Here is a 17667-nt window from a genome sequence, read left to right as displayed (position 1 = left end):
CCGGCCACCGTACCGCCGTCGGACCGGGGTCCGCGCGGTTCCGCCACGCGGGGCGTGCGCCGTATCCTGCCCGCCATGCATACGGGGACTGCTTGCGCATGTTGAGTCTGGTGACGGTGGCATTGGCCGGAGTGGCCTGGCTGGTGCTGATGTTCGGCGTCGCGCTCTATGGCGAACGCCGGCCCACCGTGTTCGCGCGCCACTGGCGCCATGTCTACGCGCTGTCGCTGGCGGTGCACTGCACCTCGTGGACGTTCTACGGCACGGTCACCCAGGCCGCGCGCTATGGCTGGCCGCTGCCGCCGACCTTCGTCGGCGCGATCCTGTTCTACGCGCTGGGCATCGGCATGATGGTGCGCCTGGTGCGGCTGGCGCGCGAGACCAACGCGACCTCGCTGGCCGACCTGATCGCTGCGCGGCTGGGGCGCGACGCCTGGCTGGCGGCGACGGTGACGCTGATCGCCGCGCTCGGGCTCATTCCCTACATCGCGCTGCAGCTCAAGGCGGTGGCGATGAGCTTTGCCATGCTCACCCTGCGCTCGGCCGATGCGGTGGACGCCGCGCCCTGGCGTGACAGCGCGCTGTACGTGGCGCTGGCGATGGCGCTGTTCGCGATGCTGTTCGGCGCGCGCCGCGCCGACGTGTCCGAGCACAACCGCGGGCTGGTGCTGGCGATGGCCGCCGAGTCGCTGTTCAAGCTGGGCGCGATGCTGGCGCTGGGCGCCTTCGTCTGGTTCGGGCTGGATGCGGTGGCGGTGCCGCCGCCCGCGCCGGTGGCGGATGCGCCGGCCGGCGGCTTCATGCCGCTGGTGCTGCTTGGTGCGCTGGCGATGTTCCTGCTGCCGCACCAGTTCCACGTCGGCGTGGTCGAGTGCCGCGACCCGGCCGACATCCGCACCTCGCGCTGGCTGTTCCCGCTGTACCTGCTGCTGATCGCGCTGCCGATCCTGCCGCTGGCGCGTGCCGGCACCGCGTTGCTGGGCGACAGCGTGCCCAGCGACATGTACACCCTGGCGCTGCCGTTCTCCGCCGGGCACACCGGGGTGGCGCTGTTCGCCTTCCTCGGCGGGCTCAGCGCGGCCACCGGCATGGTGGTGGTCAGCACGTTGACCCTGAGCCTGATGATCGGCAACCACTGGTTCGCGCCGGGCCTGCTGCGCAGTACCTGGGCCCGCGCCGGCGGCGACCACCGCCGCGAACTGGTGTGGCTGCGGCGCGCCGGCATCTGCGTGATCATGCTGCTGGCCTGGGGCTACAGCCGTTCGATCGGCGGCGGCAACGTACTGGCCGACATCGGCGCGATCTCGTTCTCGGCGATGGCCACGCTGGTGCCGGTGCTGGGGTTCGCGATCTGGCGGCCGCAGACGCCGCCGCGCGCGGCCATCGCCGGGGTGCTGGCCGGCTTCGCCACCTGGGCCTGGGTGCTGCTGCTGCCGACCCTGCTGGAGAGCAGCGGCAGGGTGCCGGCCTGGCTTGCCGACGGGCCGCTGGGCTGGCGCTGGCTGGCGCCCGAGGCGCTGTTCGGGCTGACCGGCTGGAGCCCGCTGGGACGCGCGGTTGGCGCCAGCCTGTTCGTCGGCACCGCGGTGACGCTGCTGGTGATGGCCTGGCGCCGCGACACGCCCGACCGCACCCGGCGCAACCTGGACGCGGACGCACTGCGCGACGCCGGCCGCCGCTTCCTGCCGTGGGAGAAGGTGCAGCGGCTGCTGGCCGACGCGCCGCGGCAGGGGCCGGTGCCGGCGGCGACCGAGGCCAGCATCGAGCGCGAACTGTCCGCGGTGCTCGGCGCGGCGTCGGCGCGGCTGCTGCTCGATGCCGCGCGCCGCGAGAGCGGCGAACTGGCCACGGTCGCGGCCATCGTCAGCGAGGCCTCGCTGGACCTGCGCTTCAACCAGCAGGTGTTGCAGGCGGCCTTGCAGAACATGAGCCAGGGCATCAGCGTGATCGACCGCGAGCAGCGGCTGGTGGCCTGGAACCGTCCGTATGCGCAGTTGTTCGGCTTTCCCGATGAACTGCTGCAGGTGGGCCGGCCGATCGTCGACCTGACCCGCTGGGCGCTGCAGGCGATGCCGCAGCGTGGCAGCGACGAGCGTGCGGTGGACCGGCGCCTGGCGTTCATGCGCGCCGGCACCGCGCACCTCACCGAGCGGGTGTTCCCGGACGGCCGCATCGTCGAGATCCGCGGCAATCCGATGCCCGGCGGCGGCTTCGTGGCCACCTTCACCGACGTCACCGAGTTCCGCCGCACCGAGCAGGAGCTGATGCGCAGCAACGAGACGCTGGAGCAGCGGGTGGGCGAGCGCACCGCGCTGCTGGAGTCGGCCAAGCGCGAGGCCGAGCGCGCCAACGACGCCAAGAGCCGGTTCCTGGCTGCCATCGGCCATGACCTGCTGCAGCCGCTGCATGCCGCGCACCTGTTCACCGACACCCTGGCGCAGCAGGTCGAGGCGCCGTCGCAGCGGCAGGCGGTGGCGCAGATCCGCGGCGCGCTGGATTCGACCACGCAGCTGCTCACCGGCCTGTTCGACATGTCGCGGCTGGAGGCCGGCGGGCTGGTGCCACAGCCGCGCGGGATGCCGCTGGCCGAGGTGCTCGACCCGCTGGCCTCCGAGTTCCGTGCACTGGCCGCGGCGCGTGGGCTGGGCTTCCGCTACGTGCCGACCCGGGCCTGGGTGAACAGCGACCCGCAGCTGCTGCGGCGGGTGCTGCAGAACTTCCTGGCCAATGCGGTGCGCTATACCGCGCGCGGCGGCGTGCTGCTGGGCGTGCGCCGCGAGGGCGGACGGCTGCGCATCGAGGTGCACGACACCGGGCCGGGCATCGCCGTGGCCGAGCAGCGGCGCATCTTCGAGGAGTTCCGCCGTGGCGAGGACAGCGGCGGTCAGGGGCTGGGCCTGGGCCTGGCCATCGCCGACCGCATCGCCGGCCTGCTGCAGGCGCCGCTGCGGCTGCGCAGCACGCTCGGCCGGGGCACGGTGTTCTCGGTGGCGGTGGATGCGTTGCCGGTGTCCACGCCGGCGGCGCCGCCGCCGGGACCTGCGGAGCCGGCGGTGCGCGGTGCGGTCCGGGTGCTGGTGGTGGACAACGACCCGGCGGCGCTGGCCGGGCTGGCGGCGCTGCTGCGCGGCTGGGGCTACGACGTGGCCGAGGCGTCGGCCGAGGCCGCTGCGGTCGCGGCGATGCAGGCCGCGCCAGCGGCGTTGTGGCTGTTCGACTACAACCTGGACGACGGCGACACCGGCACCGCGCTGCAGGCGCGGCTGGGGGCGCGCTTCGGCACCCGGCCGACCCTGATCCTCAGCGCCGACGACAGCCTGGCCACCCGCCGCGAGGTGCTGGAGCAGGGCCTGACCCTGCTGCACAAGCCGGTGCGGCCGCTCGCGCTGAAATCGATCATGGACCGGCTGCTGGCCGCGCGCGCGCTGGCCCGGCCATAGCGCGCGCGGTGAGACGTGCTCAGCCCTGGGCGGTGCTGAATTCCTCGAACGCCGCCAGCGCGTTGGCCGCGTACATCAACGACGGGCCGCCGCCCATGTAGACCGCCACGCCGAGCATCTCGCGGAACTCCTCCGGGGTGGCGCCCAGCCGGACCAGCGCCTTGGCATGGAAGCCGAGGCAGCCATCGCAGCGGTTGGCCACGCCGATCGCCATGGCGATCAGCTCCTTGGTCTTCTCATCCAGCGCGCCGGCCGCCATTGCCGCCTTGCTGAGCGCGCCGAAGCCCTGCATCACATCGGCGTTGTGGGTGCGCAGCGGGGTGAGGTTGCGCGAGATGTCGCGGGTCAGGTCGGTGTAGGACGGGGTGGCGCTCATGGATTTGCTCCTCGGGAAGGGAAGGGGAACGGTGCCCGGCGATTGCCGGCGTGGTGGGAACAGGCATCGGCGCCGGGCGCCGCTGTGCAGGAAGGGCCGGGAACGCGTGGTCAGCCCTGCGGTGGTGTGGTCGGCAGGCCCGCGGCGGCCCAGGCCTGCATGCCGCCGGCGACGTTGACGCAGCGCACGCGCGGGTGCCCGGCCAGCGCCGCCTGGGCAATGCGCGAGCGCATGCCGCTGTGGCAGATCAGCAGCAGTTCGTGGGGGGCGTCGGGCAGGTCCAGCGTCTCCAGCGCGCCGGCCACGCCCGCGCGGATGCGCGACAGCGGCAGCAGGCGTGCGCCGGGCGCGTGGCCGCGGGCGAACTCGGCCGGCTCGCGCACGTCCACCAGCACCGCGCCACGCTGCATGCGCGCACGCGCTTCATGCGCCGTGAGCTGCGCGCCGCGACCGCCGAACAGGGCCCGCAGCAGCGCGATCATCGCCTGGCCGCCCGGCTGCGGGCGGCGGGGGCGCCGCAGTAGATGCCGTGCAGGGTGTGCATCACCGCCGCCGCCGGGCCGTCGGCCAGCGCGTAGACGATGGTCTGCGCCTCGCGCCGGGTCACCACCAGGCCTTCCTCGCGCAGCACCGCCAGGTGCTGCGACAGCGCCGACTGGCTCAGGTCCAGCAGGGCGTTGATCTCGCCCACCGAACGCTCGCCCTCGGCCAGCAGGCACAGCACCTGCAGCCGGTTCTCGTTGGCCAGCGCCTTGAGCAGCTGCGCGGCGTCGCCGGCATGCGCGCGCATCGCGGTCACGTCGAACGGCGGGCGGGAAGCGGTATCGGCCATCATCATTCCTGTTCCAGCGGGAGGGCTTCATTGCGCCACGCGGCAACGCCGCCGGCAAGCGAACGCACGTCGCTGAAGCCGAGCTGGCGCAGGCTGTCGGCGGCCAGTGCCGAGCGGCCGCCGGTCAGGCAGTACAGCAGCAGTGGACGGTCGGGGCGGGTCAGTTCCTGGCTGGTGGAACACGCCAGCGCCGGGTGGGCGTGGATGCGGAACTCCAGCACCCCGCGCGGGATGTTGACCGCGCCGGGCAGGTGGCCGGCGGCGTACTCGTCCGGCTCGCGCACGTCGATGATCGCGACGCTGCCGGCTGGCCAGGCGGCGACCTGCTGCGGGGAAACCTCGCGGATGCGGGCGCGGGCGGCGGCGACCAGGTCGTTGATGGAGGCGGGCATGGCGGTTCCTTATATCAGTTGACGCTAATATTAGTAAATGCTAATGTTCAGCGCAACCCGGCATCCGTGCCGTCCCGTGCAGCCCAGGAGAATCCGTATGAACCTCGACCGTGCCGTCCTTGCCTTCGCCGGCGTGATGGTCCTCGCCAGCGTCGCCCTCGCGCATTTCGTATCGCCGCTGTGGCTGTGGCTCACCGTGTTCGTCGGCGCCAACCTGCTGCAGGCCAGCGTCACCGGCTTCTGCCCGGCCGCCATCGTGTTCCGCAGGCTGGGCGTGCCCGGCGGCTGTGCGTTCAAGTAAGGCGGCGCCGTGGAACAGAACACCCTGCGCCCGCGCCATGCCCTGGCCCTGCTGCTGGCCGCCTCTTTGGCGGCCTGCGGCGGGGGCCAGCCGCAGCCTGCCCCGATCAAGGTCGAGGGCCTGTCCAGCATCGAAGTGCGGGCCGCCGACGCCAGCGAAGGGCGCGGCTGGGATGGCGTAGTGGAGGCCGTGCGCCAGGCCACGCTGTCGGCGCAGACCAGCGGGCGGGTGGCGCAGGTGGAGGCCGATGTCGATGACCGGGTGGCCGCCGGGCAGGTGCTGCTGCGGCTGACCGCGGTCGAACAGCAGGCGGGGGTGGACGCGGCGCGTGCGCAGGTGCGCGCCGCCGAGGCCGCCGCGCGCCAGGCCGAGCTCGACTATCGCCGCCATGCCGACCTGGCGCAGGGCCAGTATGTGTCGCGGGCGCAGCTGGACCGTGCCCGCGCCGCGCGCGACACCGCCGTGGCCGCGCGCGATGCGGCCCGCGCGCAACTGGCCAGCGCCGGCCAGCAGGGCAGCTACACCCTGGTGCGCGCACCGTATGCCGGCATCGTCAGCAGCCGCGACGTCGAGCCCGGCGAGAGCGTGAACCCGGGCCAGCCGCTGATGACGGTGTTCGCGCCCGATGCGCTGCGCGTGGAAGTCAGCGTGCCGCAGTCCGAGGCCGATGCGATCCGTGCCGATGCCGTGGCCCGGCTGCAGCTGGACGACGGGCGCCAGGTCGACGCGGCGCAGGTGACGGTATTCCCGGCCGCCGATGCCGCGACCCATGCGGTGAAGGTGCGGGTGCTGCTGCCGGTGCTGGAGGCAGCGCCGGTGCCCGGCAATACGGTGCGGGTGGTGTTCCCGGCGGTGAAGGGCGGCGCGTATCCGCAGATACCGGTCTCGGCGCTGCTGCGGCGGGGCGAGGTCGATGCCGTCTACGTGCTGGCCGATGGCCGGCCGTCGCTGCGGCAGCTGCGCCTGGGCGAACGTCGCGGCGACCGGGTGGAGGTAATCGCCGGGCTCGCGGCGGGCGAGCGCATCGCTGCCGATCCACTGGCGGCGATGCAGGCGCTGGCCGCTGCCCGCGGGGAGCGTTGACATGGCGCCGCACGATACGCCGCGGCTGGGTGTTTCCGGCCGCCTGGCCCGCATTTTCCAGGACAACCCGCTGACCCCGATCCTGGCGTTGCTGGGGTTGCTGCTGGGCCTGGTCGCGATGGCGATCACCCCGCGCGAGGAAGAGCCGCAGATCGACGTGACCATGGCCAACGTCATCGTGCCGTTCCCCGGCGCCGACGCGCGCCAGGTGGAGCAGCTGGTGGCCTATCCGCTGGAGCGCCGGCTGGCCGGGATCGAGCAGGTCAAGCACACCTATTCGGTCAGCCGCCCGGGGCTCGCGGTGCTGACCGTGGAGTTCGACGTCGGCGTGCCGCGGCAGGCGGCGTTGGTGCGCCTGTACGACAAGGTGTTCTCGAACATGGACTGGATGCCGCCGGACGTGGGCGTCGGCCAGCCGATCATCAAGCCACGCGGCATCGACGACGTACCGGTGATGGCGCTGACGCTGTGGGCCGATGCGCCCGCGCCGACGGCGGCGGACCGCGGTGCCGGCGGGCGTGGCGCGCTGGAACTGTCCCAGGTCGCGCATACCCTGGAAACCGAGCTCAAGCACATCCCCGGAACCCGTGACGTCTACACCATCGGCGCGCCCGAGCGGGCGATGATGGTGACGCTGGATCCGGCGCGCCTGGCCGCCCATGGCCTGGCGGTGAACGACCTGGCCGCGGCGCTGCAGGCGGCCAATCTGGCCCGCCAGGCCGGCGAACGCATCGGTGGCGACGGCGTGGTGCAGGTCAGCGCCGGGCGCTTCCTGGCCGACCGCGCCGACGTGGCCGGGCTGGTGCTGGGGGTGGACGGCGGGCAGCCGGTGCGGCTGGCCGACGTGGCCACGGTCAGCGATGCCACCGACCTGCCGTCGCGTTATGTCTGGCACGGCGCGCCGCCCGGGCGCGCCGGCCCGCGCACCGGCGTGGCGCCGGCGGTGACCCTGGCCATCACCAAGCAGCCGGGCAGCAATGCGGCCGACATCACCGGCGCGGTGCTGGAGCGGATCGAGGCGCTGCGCGGGCAGGTCATTCCCGAGGGCGTGGAAGTGGCCGTCACCCGCGACTACGGCGCGACCGCCAGCGACAAGGCGCAGACCCTGATCAAGAAGCTGGTGTTCGCGACCGGTTCGGTGGTGCTGCTGGTGCTGTTCGCGCTGGGCCGCCGCGAGGCGCTGGTGATCGGTTCGGCGGTGGTGCTGACCCTGGCGGTGACGCTGTTCGCGTCCTGGGCCATGGGTTTCACCCTCAACCGGGTGTCGCTGTTCGCGCTGATCTTCTCGATCGGCATCCTCGTCGACGATGCCATCGTAGTGGTGGAGAACATCCACCGGCACATGGCCCAAGGCGGAAAGACCCTGCGCGAGGCGATCCCGCCGGCGGTCGACGAAGTGGGCGGGCCGACCATCCTGGCGACCTTCACCGTGATCGCCGCGCTGATGCCGATGGCCTTCGTCAGCGGCCTGATGGGGCCGTACATGCGGCCGATCCCGATCAATGCCTCGGTCGGCATGGTGCTGTCGCTGCTGATCGCGCTGGTGGTCACGCCGTGGCTGTCGCTGAAGCTGCTGCGCCGCCATGCGGGCGCAGCGGTGGCCGGCGCCCACGGCCATGTCGAAGGCGGCATGGCCGCGCGCCTGCACCACGTGTTCGCGCGGGTGATGACGCCGTTCCTGGCCGGTGACGGCGCCGCGCGCCGGCGGCGCTGGCTGTTCCTGGCCATGGCCGTGCTGGTGGCGCTGGCCGCGAGCCTGGCGGTGTTCCGCCTGGTGGTGCTGAAGATGCTGCCGTTCGACAACAAGTCCGAACTGCAGCTGGTGGTGGACATGCCCGAAGGCAGCACCCTGGAGGCCACCAACGCGGTGCTCGCCGAACTGGCCGGCGTGCTCGACCGTACCCCGGAGGTGCTGCACTACCAGGGCTACGCCGGCACCGCCGCGCCGATCAATTTCAACGGGCTGGTGCGCCAGTACTACCTGCGCGAGGGCGCCAACGCCGGCGACCTGCAGGTCAACCTGGTCGACCGCCACGCACGCAGCCGCAAGAGCCACGACATCGCCGTGGCGCTGCGCCCGGAAGTGGCGCGGATCGGACGCCGCCATGGCGCCTCGGTGAAGGTGGTGGAAGTGCCGCCGGGACCGCCGGTGCTGTCGCCGATCGTGGCCGAGCTGTACGGCCCGGACCATGCGCGCCTGCGCCAGATCGGGCGCGCGCTGACCCGGCGCTTCCTCGACACCGACGGCATCGTCGACGTCGACAGCAGCGTCGAGGCCGATGCCGCGCGCGAGGTGCTGGTGGTGGACCGCGAGCGCGCGGCGCGGCTGGGCGTGTCGCAGGCGGACATCGTGCAGACCATCGCCGCCGGGCTGTCGGGCAGCGACGCCAGCCATGTCATCGACAGCGGCTCGCTGTACCCGCGCCCGATCCGGCTGCGGCTGCCGGCCAGCGGCCAGGCCACGCTCGACGGCGTGCTGGCGCTGCGGGTACGCGGCAGCAACGGGCAGCTGGTGCCGTTGTCGGAACTGGTGACGGTGCGGCGCGCGCCCTGGGATGGCGCGATCCAGCACAAGGACCTGCTGCCGGTGGTGTACGTGATGGGTGACGAAAGCGGCAGCATCGACAGCCCGCTGTACGGCATGTTCGACCTGGTCGGCCAGGTCGGCGACCACGCCATCGACGGCCAGCGCCTGGCGCAGTTCTTCGTGCGCCAGCCGACCGACGGCGCCGGCTTCGGCATCAAGTGGGACGGCGAATGGCAGATCACCTACGAGACCTTCCGCGACATGGGCATCGCCTATGCCGCCGGCATGGTGCTGATCTACCTGCTGGTGGTGGCGTACTTCCGCAACTACGCGGTGCCGCTGGTGATCATGGCGCCGATCCCGCTGACCGTGATCGGGGTGATGCCGGGCCATGCGCTGCTCGGGGCGCAGTTCACCGCGACCAGCATGATCGGCATGATCGCGCTGGCCGGCATCATCGTGCGCAATTCGATCCTGCTGGTGGATTTCATCAACCACCTGGTCGAACGCGGGCAGACCCTGGAGCAGGCGGTTATCGATGCCTGCGCGGTGCGCGCGCAGCCGATCGCGCTCACCGCGCTGGCGGCGATGGCCGGTGCGTTCTTCATCCTCGACGACCCGATCTTCAACGGCCTGGCGATCGCGCTGATCTTCGGCATCCTGGTGTCGACCGTGCTCACCCTGGTGGTGATCCCGCTGCTGTACTACGCGCTGCTGTCGCGGCGGCGCCAGCGCCAGGCAGCGGCATGACCGGTGGCGCGGCGCGTCCCGGCGCGCCGCGCGTTACAGGTCGCTCTGGCGGCTGGGGTCGCTCAGTTCCAGTTCGCGCAGCACCACGCTGGCCTGGGTGCGGTTGCGCACTCCCAGGCGCTCGAAGATCGCCGACAGGTGCGCCTTGACCGTGCGTTCCTGCACGTCCAGGCGGTCGGCGATCTGCTTGTTGAGCAGGCCCTCGGCGACCAGCGCCAGTACCCGGAACTGCTGCGGCGACAGGCTGGCCAGGCGTGCGGCCAGTTCGCTGTCGTGGCTGGAGGACTGCGCCCGCGCCACCGCCGCGCGCAGCGACGCCGGCAGCCATTGCTCGCAGGCCATGACGCTGCGGATCGCCTCGCGCAGTTCGTTCAGCCCCGAGCTCTTGGGCAGGTAGCCGGCGGCGCCGTGGTCGAGCGCGCGCCGCACCACGCGCGGGTCGTCGTTGGCCGACACCACGATCACCGCCACCCCCGGATGCTGGGCGCGGATCGCCGCCAGCCCGGCCAGCCCGTGGTTGCCGGGCATGTGCAGGTCGAGCAGGATCAGGTCGGTATCGGGCGCGGCGTCCAGCGCCGCCAGCACGCCCTCGAGCGATTCGGCCTCGCGCACCTGCAGGTCGGCCACCGCCTCGCCCGCGGCCTGGCGCAGTGCGGCGCGGAACAGCGGGTGGTCGTCGGCGATCAGCAGGCTGGGCATGGGGCAGGAAGGGGCGGGTGATGCCTGCATTGTCGGCCAATGTGTGGCGGTGGCGCACCCCGGCCGGCAGCGGCGCCGCCGGCGCGGCCGCGGTTCCCGGCAGGTTGCGCCGCCATGCGCTTACTGCGCGGTCCAGGCACCGTCCATCGGCAGCGCCGCGCCGGTGAGGTTGTGCGCTTCGCGGCGGCACAGCCACACCACCATCGCGGCGATGTCCTCGGGCAGCGACATGCGCAGGCTGGGCTGCTTCTCCTCCAGCAGGGCGCGCACGCCGTCGTCGCGGCTGCCACCGTGGCGGTGGGCCTGGATCTGCGGCTCGATCAGCGGCGTTTCCACCCAGCCCGGGCACACGCAGTTGACGGTGACCCCGCCGCTGTCGCGGCTGCCGGCGGCGGCGTATTCCAGCGCGGCCACCTTGCTCAGGCCGACGATGCCGAATTTGCTGGCCACGTAGGGCGCCTTGTTCTTCGATGCCACCAGCCCGTGCACCGAGGCGATGTTGACCACCCGGCCGTAGCCGCGCGCGGCCATGCCCGGCAGCGCCTGCTGCATGGTGTGGAAGGCGGCGCTGAGGTTGATGGCGATGATGTCGTCCCACTTGCCGGCGGGCTGCTCGGCCAGTGGCGCGGCATGCTGGATGCCGGCGCAGTTGACCAGCACGTCGAGCGCGCCCCAGTCCTGCACCGCGGCCATCATCGCCTCGATCTCGGCCGGGTTGCGCAGGTCGGCGCCGAAATGGCGCGACTGCCCGCCGGCCGCGGCGACGCCGGCCAGCGCGGCGTCGATCTGTTCGGCCGTGCCCAGGCCGTTGATCGCCACGCGCGCGCCGGCGGCGGACAGTGCCTGGGCGATGGCCAGGCCGATGCCCGACGTGCTGCCGGTGACCAGCGCGGTGCGACCCTGCAGGAAGCGGTCCATGGGAACTCCGTCAAACAGTGGGGGAAGGCTGCAGAACGTAGCAGCCGGAACGTAAGCGCCGCGTGGTACGAAAGTACGATGGGCCGGGCGGGGCGCTCTGCTAGTGTGGGGACATGACTACTTCCCTCCTGCGCGCCGCCTGCGGCCTCATCGTCGGATTCGGCCTGGCGTCGTGCGCCAGCGGCCCCGTGTCCAAGTCCGTGGAGTCTTCCATGTTCAGCAACGAACTGCGCAGCGAGCATCGCGGCAACGACGACCTGTTGACCGCCGGCCTCGGCCTGGCCGGGCTGCGCAGCCTGGCGCCGCCGGCGTTCGCCGATGCCAGCGCGCCGACCGTGGAGGAACTGCGCCGGCGCGCGCTGTGGGGCAGTTGGCGCGGCATCGCCGATCTGGCCCCGGGCGGTGGCTATGGCGACCTGTTCGGCGACCTGGCCCCGGTGCCGGGGCGCGAGTATTCGGCCTATGCGCGCTTGCCCGGCGCCCACCAGCCGCACCGCGTGCTGGCGCAGGTGCCCGATGGTTTCGACACCAGCCGGCGCTGCGTGCTGGTGGCACCGGCGTCCGGTTCGCGCGGCATCTACGGCGCGGTGTCGGTGGCGGCGGCCTGGGGCCTGCCGCGCGGCTGCGCGGTGGTCTACACCGACAAGGGCGCCGGCAGCGACTATTTCGACCTGGATGCGCAGATCGGCGTGCGTGCCAACGGCATGGTCGGCGCGCTCGGCGAGGCCGCCGACCTGGCCTTCGTGCCGGATGCGCCGGTCAATGCGTCCGGCGTGGCGTTCAAGCACGCCCATTCGCGGGACAACCCGGAAGCGGACTGGGGTCGCCACGTGAAGCAGGCGGCCGAGTTCGCGCTGCTGGCGCTGGACCAGGCGTTCCCGCAGGCCGCGCCGTTCACCTTCGCCAACACCCGCGTGATCGCGGTGGGCATCTCCAACGGCGGCGGCGCGGTGCTGCGTGCGGCGGAGATGGAGGGCGACTGGCTGGACGCGGTGGTTGCCGGCGAACCGAGCGTGCTGTCCGGTGGCCCCGGTGCGCGCGCGCTGTACGACTACGCCACCGAGGCGGCGCTGCTGATGCCGTGCGCGCAACTGCACATGACCGACCTGCCGCAGCCGCCGCTGACCGCCGCGCTGCAGGCCGCTGCCACGGTGCGCTGCGCCACGCTGGCGGCTGAAGGCGTCATCGCCGGCGCCACGCCGGCGGCGCAGGCCCGGTCGGCTTACGAACTGATGCTGGGCAAGGGCTGGACCGACGCTGCGCTGCGTGCCGGCGCGTTGTCCACCGGCTTCGACCTGTGGCGCGCGGTCGCCGCCGGCTATGCCTCGGCCTATGGCCGCTATGGCGTGGGTGAGCATCCGTGCGGCTTCAGCTTCGCCGCGCAGAACCCGGATTTTTCGCCGCGTGCGGCCACCGCCGCCGAACGCGCGGCGTGGATCGCCGATGGCAGCGGCATCCCGCCGGGGGCCGGGGTCGGCCTGCTCGACAGCAAGGTGCGGCTGCCGGACCTGACCTATCCCGGGTTGAAGTGCCTGCGCGCCCTGTGGGACGGGCAGGGCGAGGATGCCCGCCGGGTGCAGGCCGGGATCGAGGCCACCCGCGCCGGGCTGCCGCGCAGCGGCCTGCCGGTGATGGTGGTGCACGGCACCGACGACGGCCTGATCCCGCCGGCGTTCAGCAGCGCGCCGTACGTGGCCGCGGCCAAGGCCGCCGGGCGCGAGGTGAACTACTGGCAGGTACGCCATGTGCAGCACTTCGACGGCTTCCTCGGGCTGCCCGACTACGGCGCGCGCTACCTGCCGCTGCTGCCCTACGTGCATGCCGCGCTGGACCGCGTGCAGGCGCGCCTGGACAAGGGCACGCCACTGCCGGCCGACGCGGTGATCCAGACCACGCCGCGCATGGGCAAGCCGCTGTCCGCGGAGAACCTGGCGCTGCCGGAGTAAGCGACGCGCACGCAGGCGTGGGCATCGCCGCGCCGGTCCTGCGCGGCACGCAGCATGCGGATCGCCGCCGCTGTCGTGGCGGCGCCATCGTCGCGGCGTGGCATCATGCGCCGATGGATATCCTGACGACGCCTTCCCGGGTGATTCCGGCCGCCGATTACCAGCGCGAGCGGTGGCGCAACGGCCTGGGCTGGACCCGCGAGATCCTGCGCCTGCCGGCGCAGGAGCCGTGGCAGCTACGCCTGTCCATCGCCGAGATCGAACACGACGCGGCGTTTTCCGCGTTTCCCGGCATCGAACGCGAACTGGTGCTGCTCGAAGGCGAGGGTCTGCGCCTGCGCTTCGCCGATGGCCGCTGCCAAACCCTGCTGCCGCCGTACCAGCGGCTGCGGTTCGCCGGCGAGGACGCGCTGGACGGCGAACTGGTCGATGGCCCGACCCGCGATTTCAACCTGATGTGGCGTCGCGCCGACCTGCATGCCGAGCTGCTGCACCGGCCGCTGGTCGGCAGCATGCTGTTCTTCTGCGAGCCGCAGGTGGCGTGGGCGATCCACCTGCTGGCCGGGCAGGCGGCGTTCGAAGACCCGATGCTGCCGCCGCTGGAAGCCGGCGACAGCGCCTGGCTGGGGGCCGGCGAGCGCCGGCGGCATGCGCTGCACGGCGCCGGCGAGCTGCTGGCGATCCGGGTCTCGCCGGCCGCGCACGTCGCCTGAGGCGGCCGCGGCGCGTGGACAGCCGCGTGCGCGGCGGCCGATGATGGCGCTTGGCCGCAGCGCCGGGAGCGACGATGGACAAGACCCATGGCAAGGACGTCGATGCCTTCATCGATGCGTTCGATCACCCGCGGCTGGCAGTGATCCGCGCGCTGCGTGCGTTGCTGCTGGCGGTGGATCCGGCGATCCGCGACGAGGTCAAGTGGAATGCCCCCAGCTTCCGCAGCCGCGGGCACTTCGCGACGATGCAGTTGCGCCGGCCCGACGTGGTGCGCCTGATCCTGCACCTGGGAACGCAGAAGCGCAGCCTGCCGGCGGGCGCCATCGCCGATCCGGACGGCCTGCTCACCTGGCTGGCCCCGGACCGCGCCCTGCTCGAATTCCGCGATGCCGCCGAACTGGAAGCCAGGCAGGCCGCAGTGGTGGCGCTGATCAGGCAATGGATGGCGCTGCTGCCGTAGAGGCGGGGCTTGCCCCGCATGCGGCATTACCGGAAAAGCCATGTGCCGGGCACGCCCGGCACCACGGTCCTGCATTGATGCGGATCGTAGATGCGGGGCTTGCCCCGCATGCGGCATTACCGGAAAAGCCATGTGCCGGACAAACCCGGCACCACGGTCCTGTGTTGATGCGGATCGTAGAGGCGGGGCTTGCCCCGCATGCGGCATCACCGGAAAAGCCACGTGCCGGACACGCCCGGCACCACGGTCCTGTGTTGATGCGGATCGTAGAGGCGGGGCTTGCCCCGCATGCGGCATTACCGGGAAAGCCATGTGCCGGACAAACCCGGCACTACGGTCCTGTGTTGATGCGGATCGTAGATGCGGGGCTTGCCCCGCATGCGGCATTACCGGAAAAGCCATGTGCCGGACAAGCCCGGCACCACGGTCCTGTATTGATGCGGATCGTAGAGGCGGGGCTTGCCCCGCATGCGGCATCACCCCCTCACGTCCCGGCAGGCGGCCCCGCCGTTTCCCGCTTCATGCGGGTCCGTCAGTAAACATCGCGGCGGTAGCGCCGTTCCCGGACCAGTTGTTCCTTGCATTCGCGCCCCAGCACCTGTGCGATCACCGCGTCCACCGCCGGCGCCATGCCCTGCAGGCTGCCGCAGACCAGCACGGTGGCGCCGTGGTCGACCCAGCGCCGCAATCGCCCGGCCTGCGCGGCCAGCAGGTCCTGCACGTAGCGATGGGGCCCGCCATCACGGCTGAACACGGTATCCAGGTGTTCGATGCCGCCATCGCGACGCCACTGCTCCAGCTCGGCGCCGAAGTGGAAATCGTGGGCGCGGTGGCGTTCGCCGAACAGCAGCCAGTTGCGCCGTGCGCCGGCGTCGATGCGTGCGCGCAGGTGCGCGCGCAGGCCGGCGATGCCGGTGCCGTTGCCGATCAGCACCAGCGGCGCGTCGCCGGCCGGCGGGTGGAAGTTGGGGTTGGCGCGCAGGCGCAGGTCGATGCGCGCGCCGATGGCGGCGTGGTCGCACAGCCAGCCGCTGGCCAGGCCCGGGGTGCCGTCCGGATGCGACTGCCGCCGCAGCAGCAGCCGCAGGTGGTTCTCCGAGGGCAGCGAGGCGATGGAGTATTCCCGGTGCGGCAATGGCTGCAGCGCCGCCGCGATCGCCTCGGGCGCGCTGCCATCGATCGCCTCGGGCAGCCTCGCCGCGGCCAGCAGTTCACGCAGGGCGCGGCCATCGGCCAGCGTTGTCGCCGGATCGAGCGCGTGCGCGCGCATCCACTGTTCGACCGTGGCCGGCGCGTGCCGTGGGCCGATTTCGGCGATATCGCCGGCCTGCCAGGCGGGCAGCGCGCCGTCGGCCGGTTGCAGGCACAGCTGGAACACCGGGCCGCCGACGCTGCCCGGATTGGTCCGCGTCCGTGCGCGCAGCACCCACGGCTGGTAATCGGGCGGGCTCCAGTCGGCCTGCACGCGGCCGTCGCCGAACTGGCCGAGCAGCTGCTGCCAGTGGCGCAGCGCGGCCGGATCGGCATTGTCCACGTCCACGGTATCGAACAACGGCTGCGCGCCTTGTCCGCGCAGCCAGTCGTCGAGCTGGTGGCCGAACGCGCAGTAGTCCGCGTAGCTGCGGTCGCCCAGTGCCAGCACCGCGTACTGCAGCGCCGGCAGCGCCGGCGCCTGGCGCATCACCTGGTCGAGGAAGGCCAGGGCGTGGTCGGGTGGATCGCCCTCGCCGGTGGTGCTGGCGATGAACAGTGCCTTGCGGGTACCGGCCAGCAGCGTCGCATCGACCTGGTCGAGCGCGCGCAGGCGTACCCGGCAACCGCCATCGCGCAGGCTCTGCGCGGTATGCCCGGCCAGCTGCCGGGCGAAGCCGGTCTGGCTGGCCCAGGCCACCAGCAGCGGCGGTTCGCCGCTGTCGCCGGGCTCGTCCGGGCGCGGGCGCGCGCGCCACCACAGCGCCAGGCACCCTGCCGCATAGCCGAGCACCGCGGCGAGCGCGATCCAGCGCCGCGCCGGCAGCGGCGTGGGCTGCCAGCCGTCCTGGCCCAGGTGCAGGCGCAGCAGCAGTCCGGCGATGGCCAGCAGCGCGGCGATGACCACGGCATTGCCGGCGATGGTGCGCATCGAGCCCGGATGGTTCATGCGTTGCCCGCGTCCAGCTGCTGCCGGAAGCCGCGCGACAACGTTTCCAGCGGGCCATCGGCGCCGCGCTGCAGGAAGCGCGCGGCCAGGCCATGGGCATCGGCGAACGCGCATCCCTGGTCGGCTCCCATCACCGTCAACGCGGTGGCCCAGGCGTCGGCCAGCATCGCCTCGCGGTGGAGCACGGTGACCGCCGCGGCGGCACCGGTCACCGGCGCCTGCCGGCGCGGGTCCAGGGTGTGGCTGTAGCTCACCCCGTCGTGTTCATAGCGGTGCCAGCGGTCGCCGGAGGTGGCCACGGCCAGGTCGTCCAGTGCCAGCACGCGTGGCGGCTGCCCGCTGCCGGCATCCTCGTCGGGTGCCGATTCGACCAGGACGCGCCACGGCTGGCCGTCCGGCTTGCGGCCGCGGCCGTGCAGTTCGCCGCCGACCTCGACCAGCGCCGCTTCGATGCCCTGGGCGCGCAGCCAGCGGCTGACCAGGTCCACGCCGTAGCCCTTGGCGATGGCCGACAGGTCCAGCTGCAGGCCACCCGGTTGCAGCACGGCCTGCGCCTGCGCGTCCAGTCGCAGCCGCTGCCAGCCGCATTGCGCGGCGACACGGACGATCTGCGCCGCGTCGGGTGGGCGCTGGCCGCGTGCATCGGCGCCGAACCCCCACAGCGCGACCAGCGGGCCGACGGTAGGGTCGAAGGCGCCCTCGCTGCGTTCGGCGACGCTGCGCGCGGCCTGCAACACCTGCCAGAAATCGTCGGGCAGCGGCTGCCAGTGGCCGCGGTCCGCGCGGTTGAAACGGCTGATATCCGAATCGTGCGCCCAGGTGCTCATCTGCGCCACCACGCGGTCGAGCTGCGCCTGGATGCCGGCATGCAGCGCATGCAGGTCGCGGTCGCGCGGCGCCACCAGCTTGACGCTCCAGGTGGTGCCCATGGTGTGGCCGCCGAGTGCGGCGATGTCGGATGACATGGAAGGGGATGCGGACAGGGGAAAGAAGAAGGACGCCGGCGGCCGCGCCGGTACCCGTGCAGGCGCGGGCCGGGGGAGCTGGGCGGCCGCCGCGGCGACGGCCTGCCCGTGGCTCCCCGGCACG

Annotated in this window: 15 protein-coding genes; 7 read left to right on the top strand and 8 right to left on the bottom strand. The window is 72.6% G+C overall.

The genetic code is table 11. The annotated features are described in order from the left end of the window. The first annotated feature begins 98 nt into the window (after positions 1 to 98). Positions 99 to 3440, top strand: coding sequence for a PAS-domain containing protein (locus ACJ7VY_RS12245; protein WP_313253837.1), 3342 nt, complete (start codon positions 99 to 101; stop codon positions 3438 to 3440). 19 nt (positions 3441 to 3459) lie between these two features. Here the strand turns inward: ACJ7VY_RS12245 and ACJ7VY_RS12240 are convergent, their stop codons facing one another. The 4 genes from ACJ7VY_RS12240 to ACJ7VY_RS12225 all read right to left on the bottom strand — a co-directional run bounded on the left by ACJ7VY_RS12240 (position 3460) and on the right by ACJ7VY_RS12225 (position 5040). Next, a complete protein-coding gene (locus ACJ7VY_RS12240) occupies positions 3460 to 3816 on the bottom strand; it encodes a carboxymuconolactone decarboxylase family protein (RefSeq protein ID WP_161613419.1) in 357 nt (118 codons plus the stop codon). A gap of 110 nt (positions 3817 to 3926) precedes the next feature. Next, on the bottom strand, positions 3927 to 4298 hold the full coding sequence (locus ACJ7VY_RS12235; protein ID WP_409475713.1) for a rhodanese-like domain-containing protein: 372 nt from the start codon (positions 4296 to 4298) through the stop codon (positions 3927 to 3929). Continuing rightward, complete coding sequence (locus ACJ7VY_RS12230; protein ID WP_161613421.1) at positions 4295 to 4648, bottom strand: ArsR/SmtB family transcription factor; 354 nt, start codon at positions 4646 to 4648, stop codon at positions 4295 to 4297. Before ACJ7VY_RS12230 ends, ACJ7VY_RS12235 begins: the two co-directional genes overlap by 4 nt. A gap of 2 nt (positions 4649 to 4650) precedes the next feature. Next, complete coding sequence (locus ACJ7VY_RS12225; RefSeq protein WP_313232649.1) at positions 4651 to 5040, bottom strand: rhodanese-like domain-containing protein; 390 nt, start codon at positions 5038 to 5040, stop codon at positions 4651 to 4653. Between the two features lie 97 nt (positions 5041 to 5137). Between ACJ7VY_RS12225 and ACJ7VY_RS12220 the strand changes: the two genes are divergently transcribed. Genes ACJ7VY_RS12220 through ACJ7VY_RS12210 form a run of 3 tightly spaced genes read left to right on the top strand, consistent with a single transcriptional unit; the run spans position 5138 to position 9701 of the window. Next, complete coding sequence (locus tag ACJ7VY_RS12220; RefSeq protein WP_104939381.1) at positions 5138 to 5341, top strand: DUF2892 domain-containing protein; 204 nt, start codon at positions 5138 to 5140, stop codon at positions 5339 to 5341. Between the two features lie 9 nt (positions 5342 to 5350). After that, on the top strand, positions 5351 to 6424 hold the full coding sequence (locus ACJ7VY_RS12215) for an efflux RND transporter periplasmic adaptor subunit (RefSeq protein WP_409475712.1): 1074 nt from the start codon (positions 5351 to 5353) through the stop codon (positions 6422 to 6424). A 1-nt stretch (position 6425) separates the two neighbouring features. Then, the gene (locus tag ACJ7VY_RS12210; protein WP_409475711.1) at positions 6426 to 9701 is read left to right on the top strand and encodes an efflux RND transporter permease subunit; all 3276 of its coding nucleotides are present in this window, start codon (positions 6426 to 6428) and stop codon (positions 9699 to 9701) included. Between the two features lie 33 nt (positions 9702 to 9734). Here the strand turns inward: ACJ7VY_RS12210 and ACJ7VY_RS12205 are convergent, their stop codons facing one another. Continuing rightward, positions 9735 to 10400: a response regulator transcription factor gene (locus tag ACJ7VY_RS12205; protein WP_054667194.1), complete on the bottom strand. Its 666-nt coding sequence runs from the start codon at positions 10398 to 10400 to the stop codon at positions 9735 to 9737. A 120-nt stretch (positions 10401 to 10520) separates the two neighbouring features. Continuing rightward, complete coding sequence (locus tag ACJ7VY_RS12200; RefSeq protein WP_104939378.1) at positions 10521 to 11318, bottom strand: 3-hydroxybutyrate dehydrogenase; 798 nt, start codon at positions 11316 to 11318, stop codon at positions 10521 to 10523. Between the two features lie 113 nt (positions 11319 to 11431). Between ACJ7VY_RS12200 and ACJ7VY_RS12195 the strand changes: the two genes are divergently transcribed. The 3 genes from ACJ7VY_RS12195 to ACJ7VY_RS12185 all read left to right on the top strand — a co-directional run bounded on the left by ACJ7VY_RS12195 (position 11432) and on the right by ACJ7VY_RS12185 (position 14438). Continuing rightward, entirely contained in the window at positions 11432 to 13264 is a 1833-nt protein-coding gene (locus ACJ7VY_RS12195) for a 3-hydroxybutyrate oligomer hydrolase family protein (RefSeq protein ID WP_409475710.1), read from the top strand. Between the two features lie 113 nt (positions 13265 to 13377). Next, the gene (locus ACJ7VY_RS12190) at positions 13378 to 13977 is read left to right on the top strand and encodes a HutD family protein (protein WP_312346906.1); all 600 of its coding nucleotides are present in this window, start codon (positions 13378 to 13380) and stop codon (positions 13975 to 13977) included. A 74-nt stretch (positions 13978 to 14051) separates the two neighbouring features. Beyond that, positions 14052 to 14438 carry a DUF1801 domain-containing protein gene (locus ACJ7VY_RS12185; RefSeq protein ID WP_312346904.1) on the top strand — a complete coding sequence of 129 codons (387 nt, stop codon included), beginning with the start codon at positions 14052 to 14054 and terminating at the stop codon, positions 14436 to 14438. Between the two features lie 532 nt (positions 14439 to 14970). Here the strand turns inward: ACJ7VY_RS12185 and ACJ7VY_RS12180 are convergent. After that, positions 14971 to 16578: a sulfite reductase subunit alpha gene (locus tag ACJ7VY_RS12180; protein ID WP_409475709.1), complete on the bottom strand. Its 1608-nt coding sequence runs from the start codon at positions 16576 to 16578 to the stop codon at positions 14971 to 14973. Beyond that, complete coding sequence (locus ACJ7VY_RS12175; RefSeq protein ID WP_409475708.1) at positions 16575 to 17543, bottom strand: FAD:protein FMN transferase; 969 nt, start codon at positions 17541 to 17543, stop codon at positions 16575 to 16577. The genes ACJ7VY_RS12180 and ACJ7VY_RS12175 overlap by 4 nt, the downstream gene beginning before the upstream one ends. Between the last annotated feature and the right edge of the window lie 124 nt (positions 17544 to 17667).

This window comes from Stenotrophomonas sp. Y-13 (assembly GCF_046267925.1).
In the GTDB taxonomy this organism is placed as follows: Bacteria; Pseudomonadota; Gammaproteobacteria; order Xanthomonadales; family Xanthomonadaceae; genus Stenotrophomonas; species Stenotrophomonas acidaminiphila_A.
Note: the sequence above shows the minus strand (reverse complement) of the source record. Positions and strands in the feature narration are given on the sequence as shown.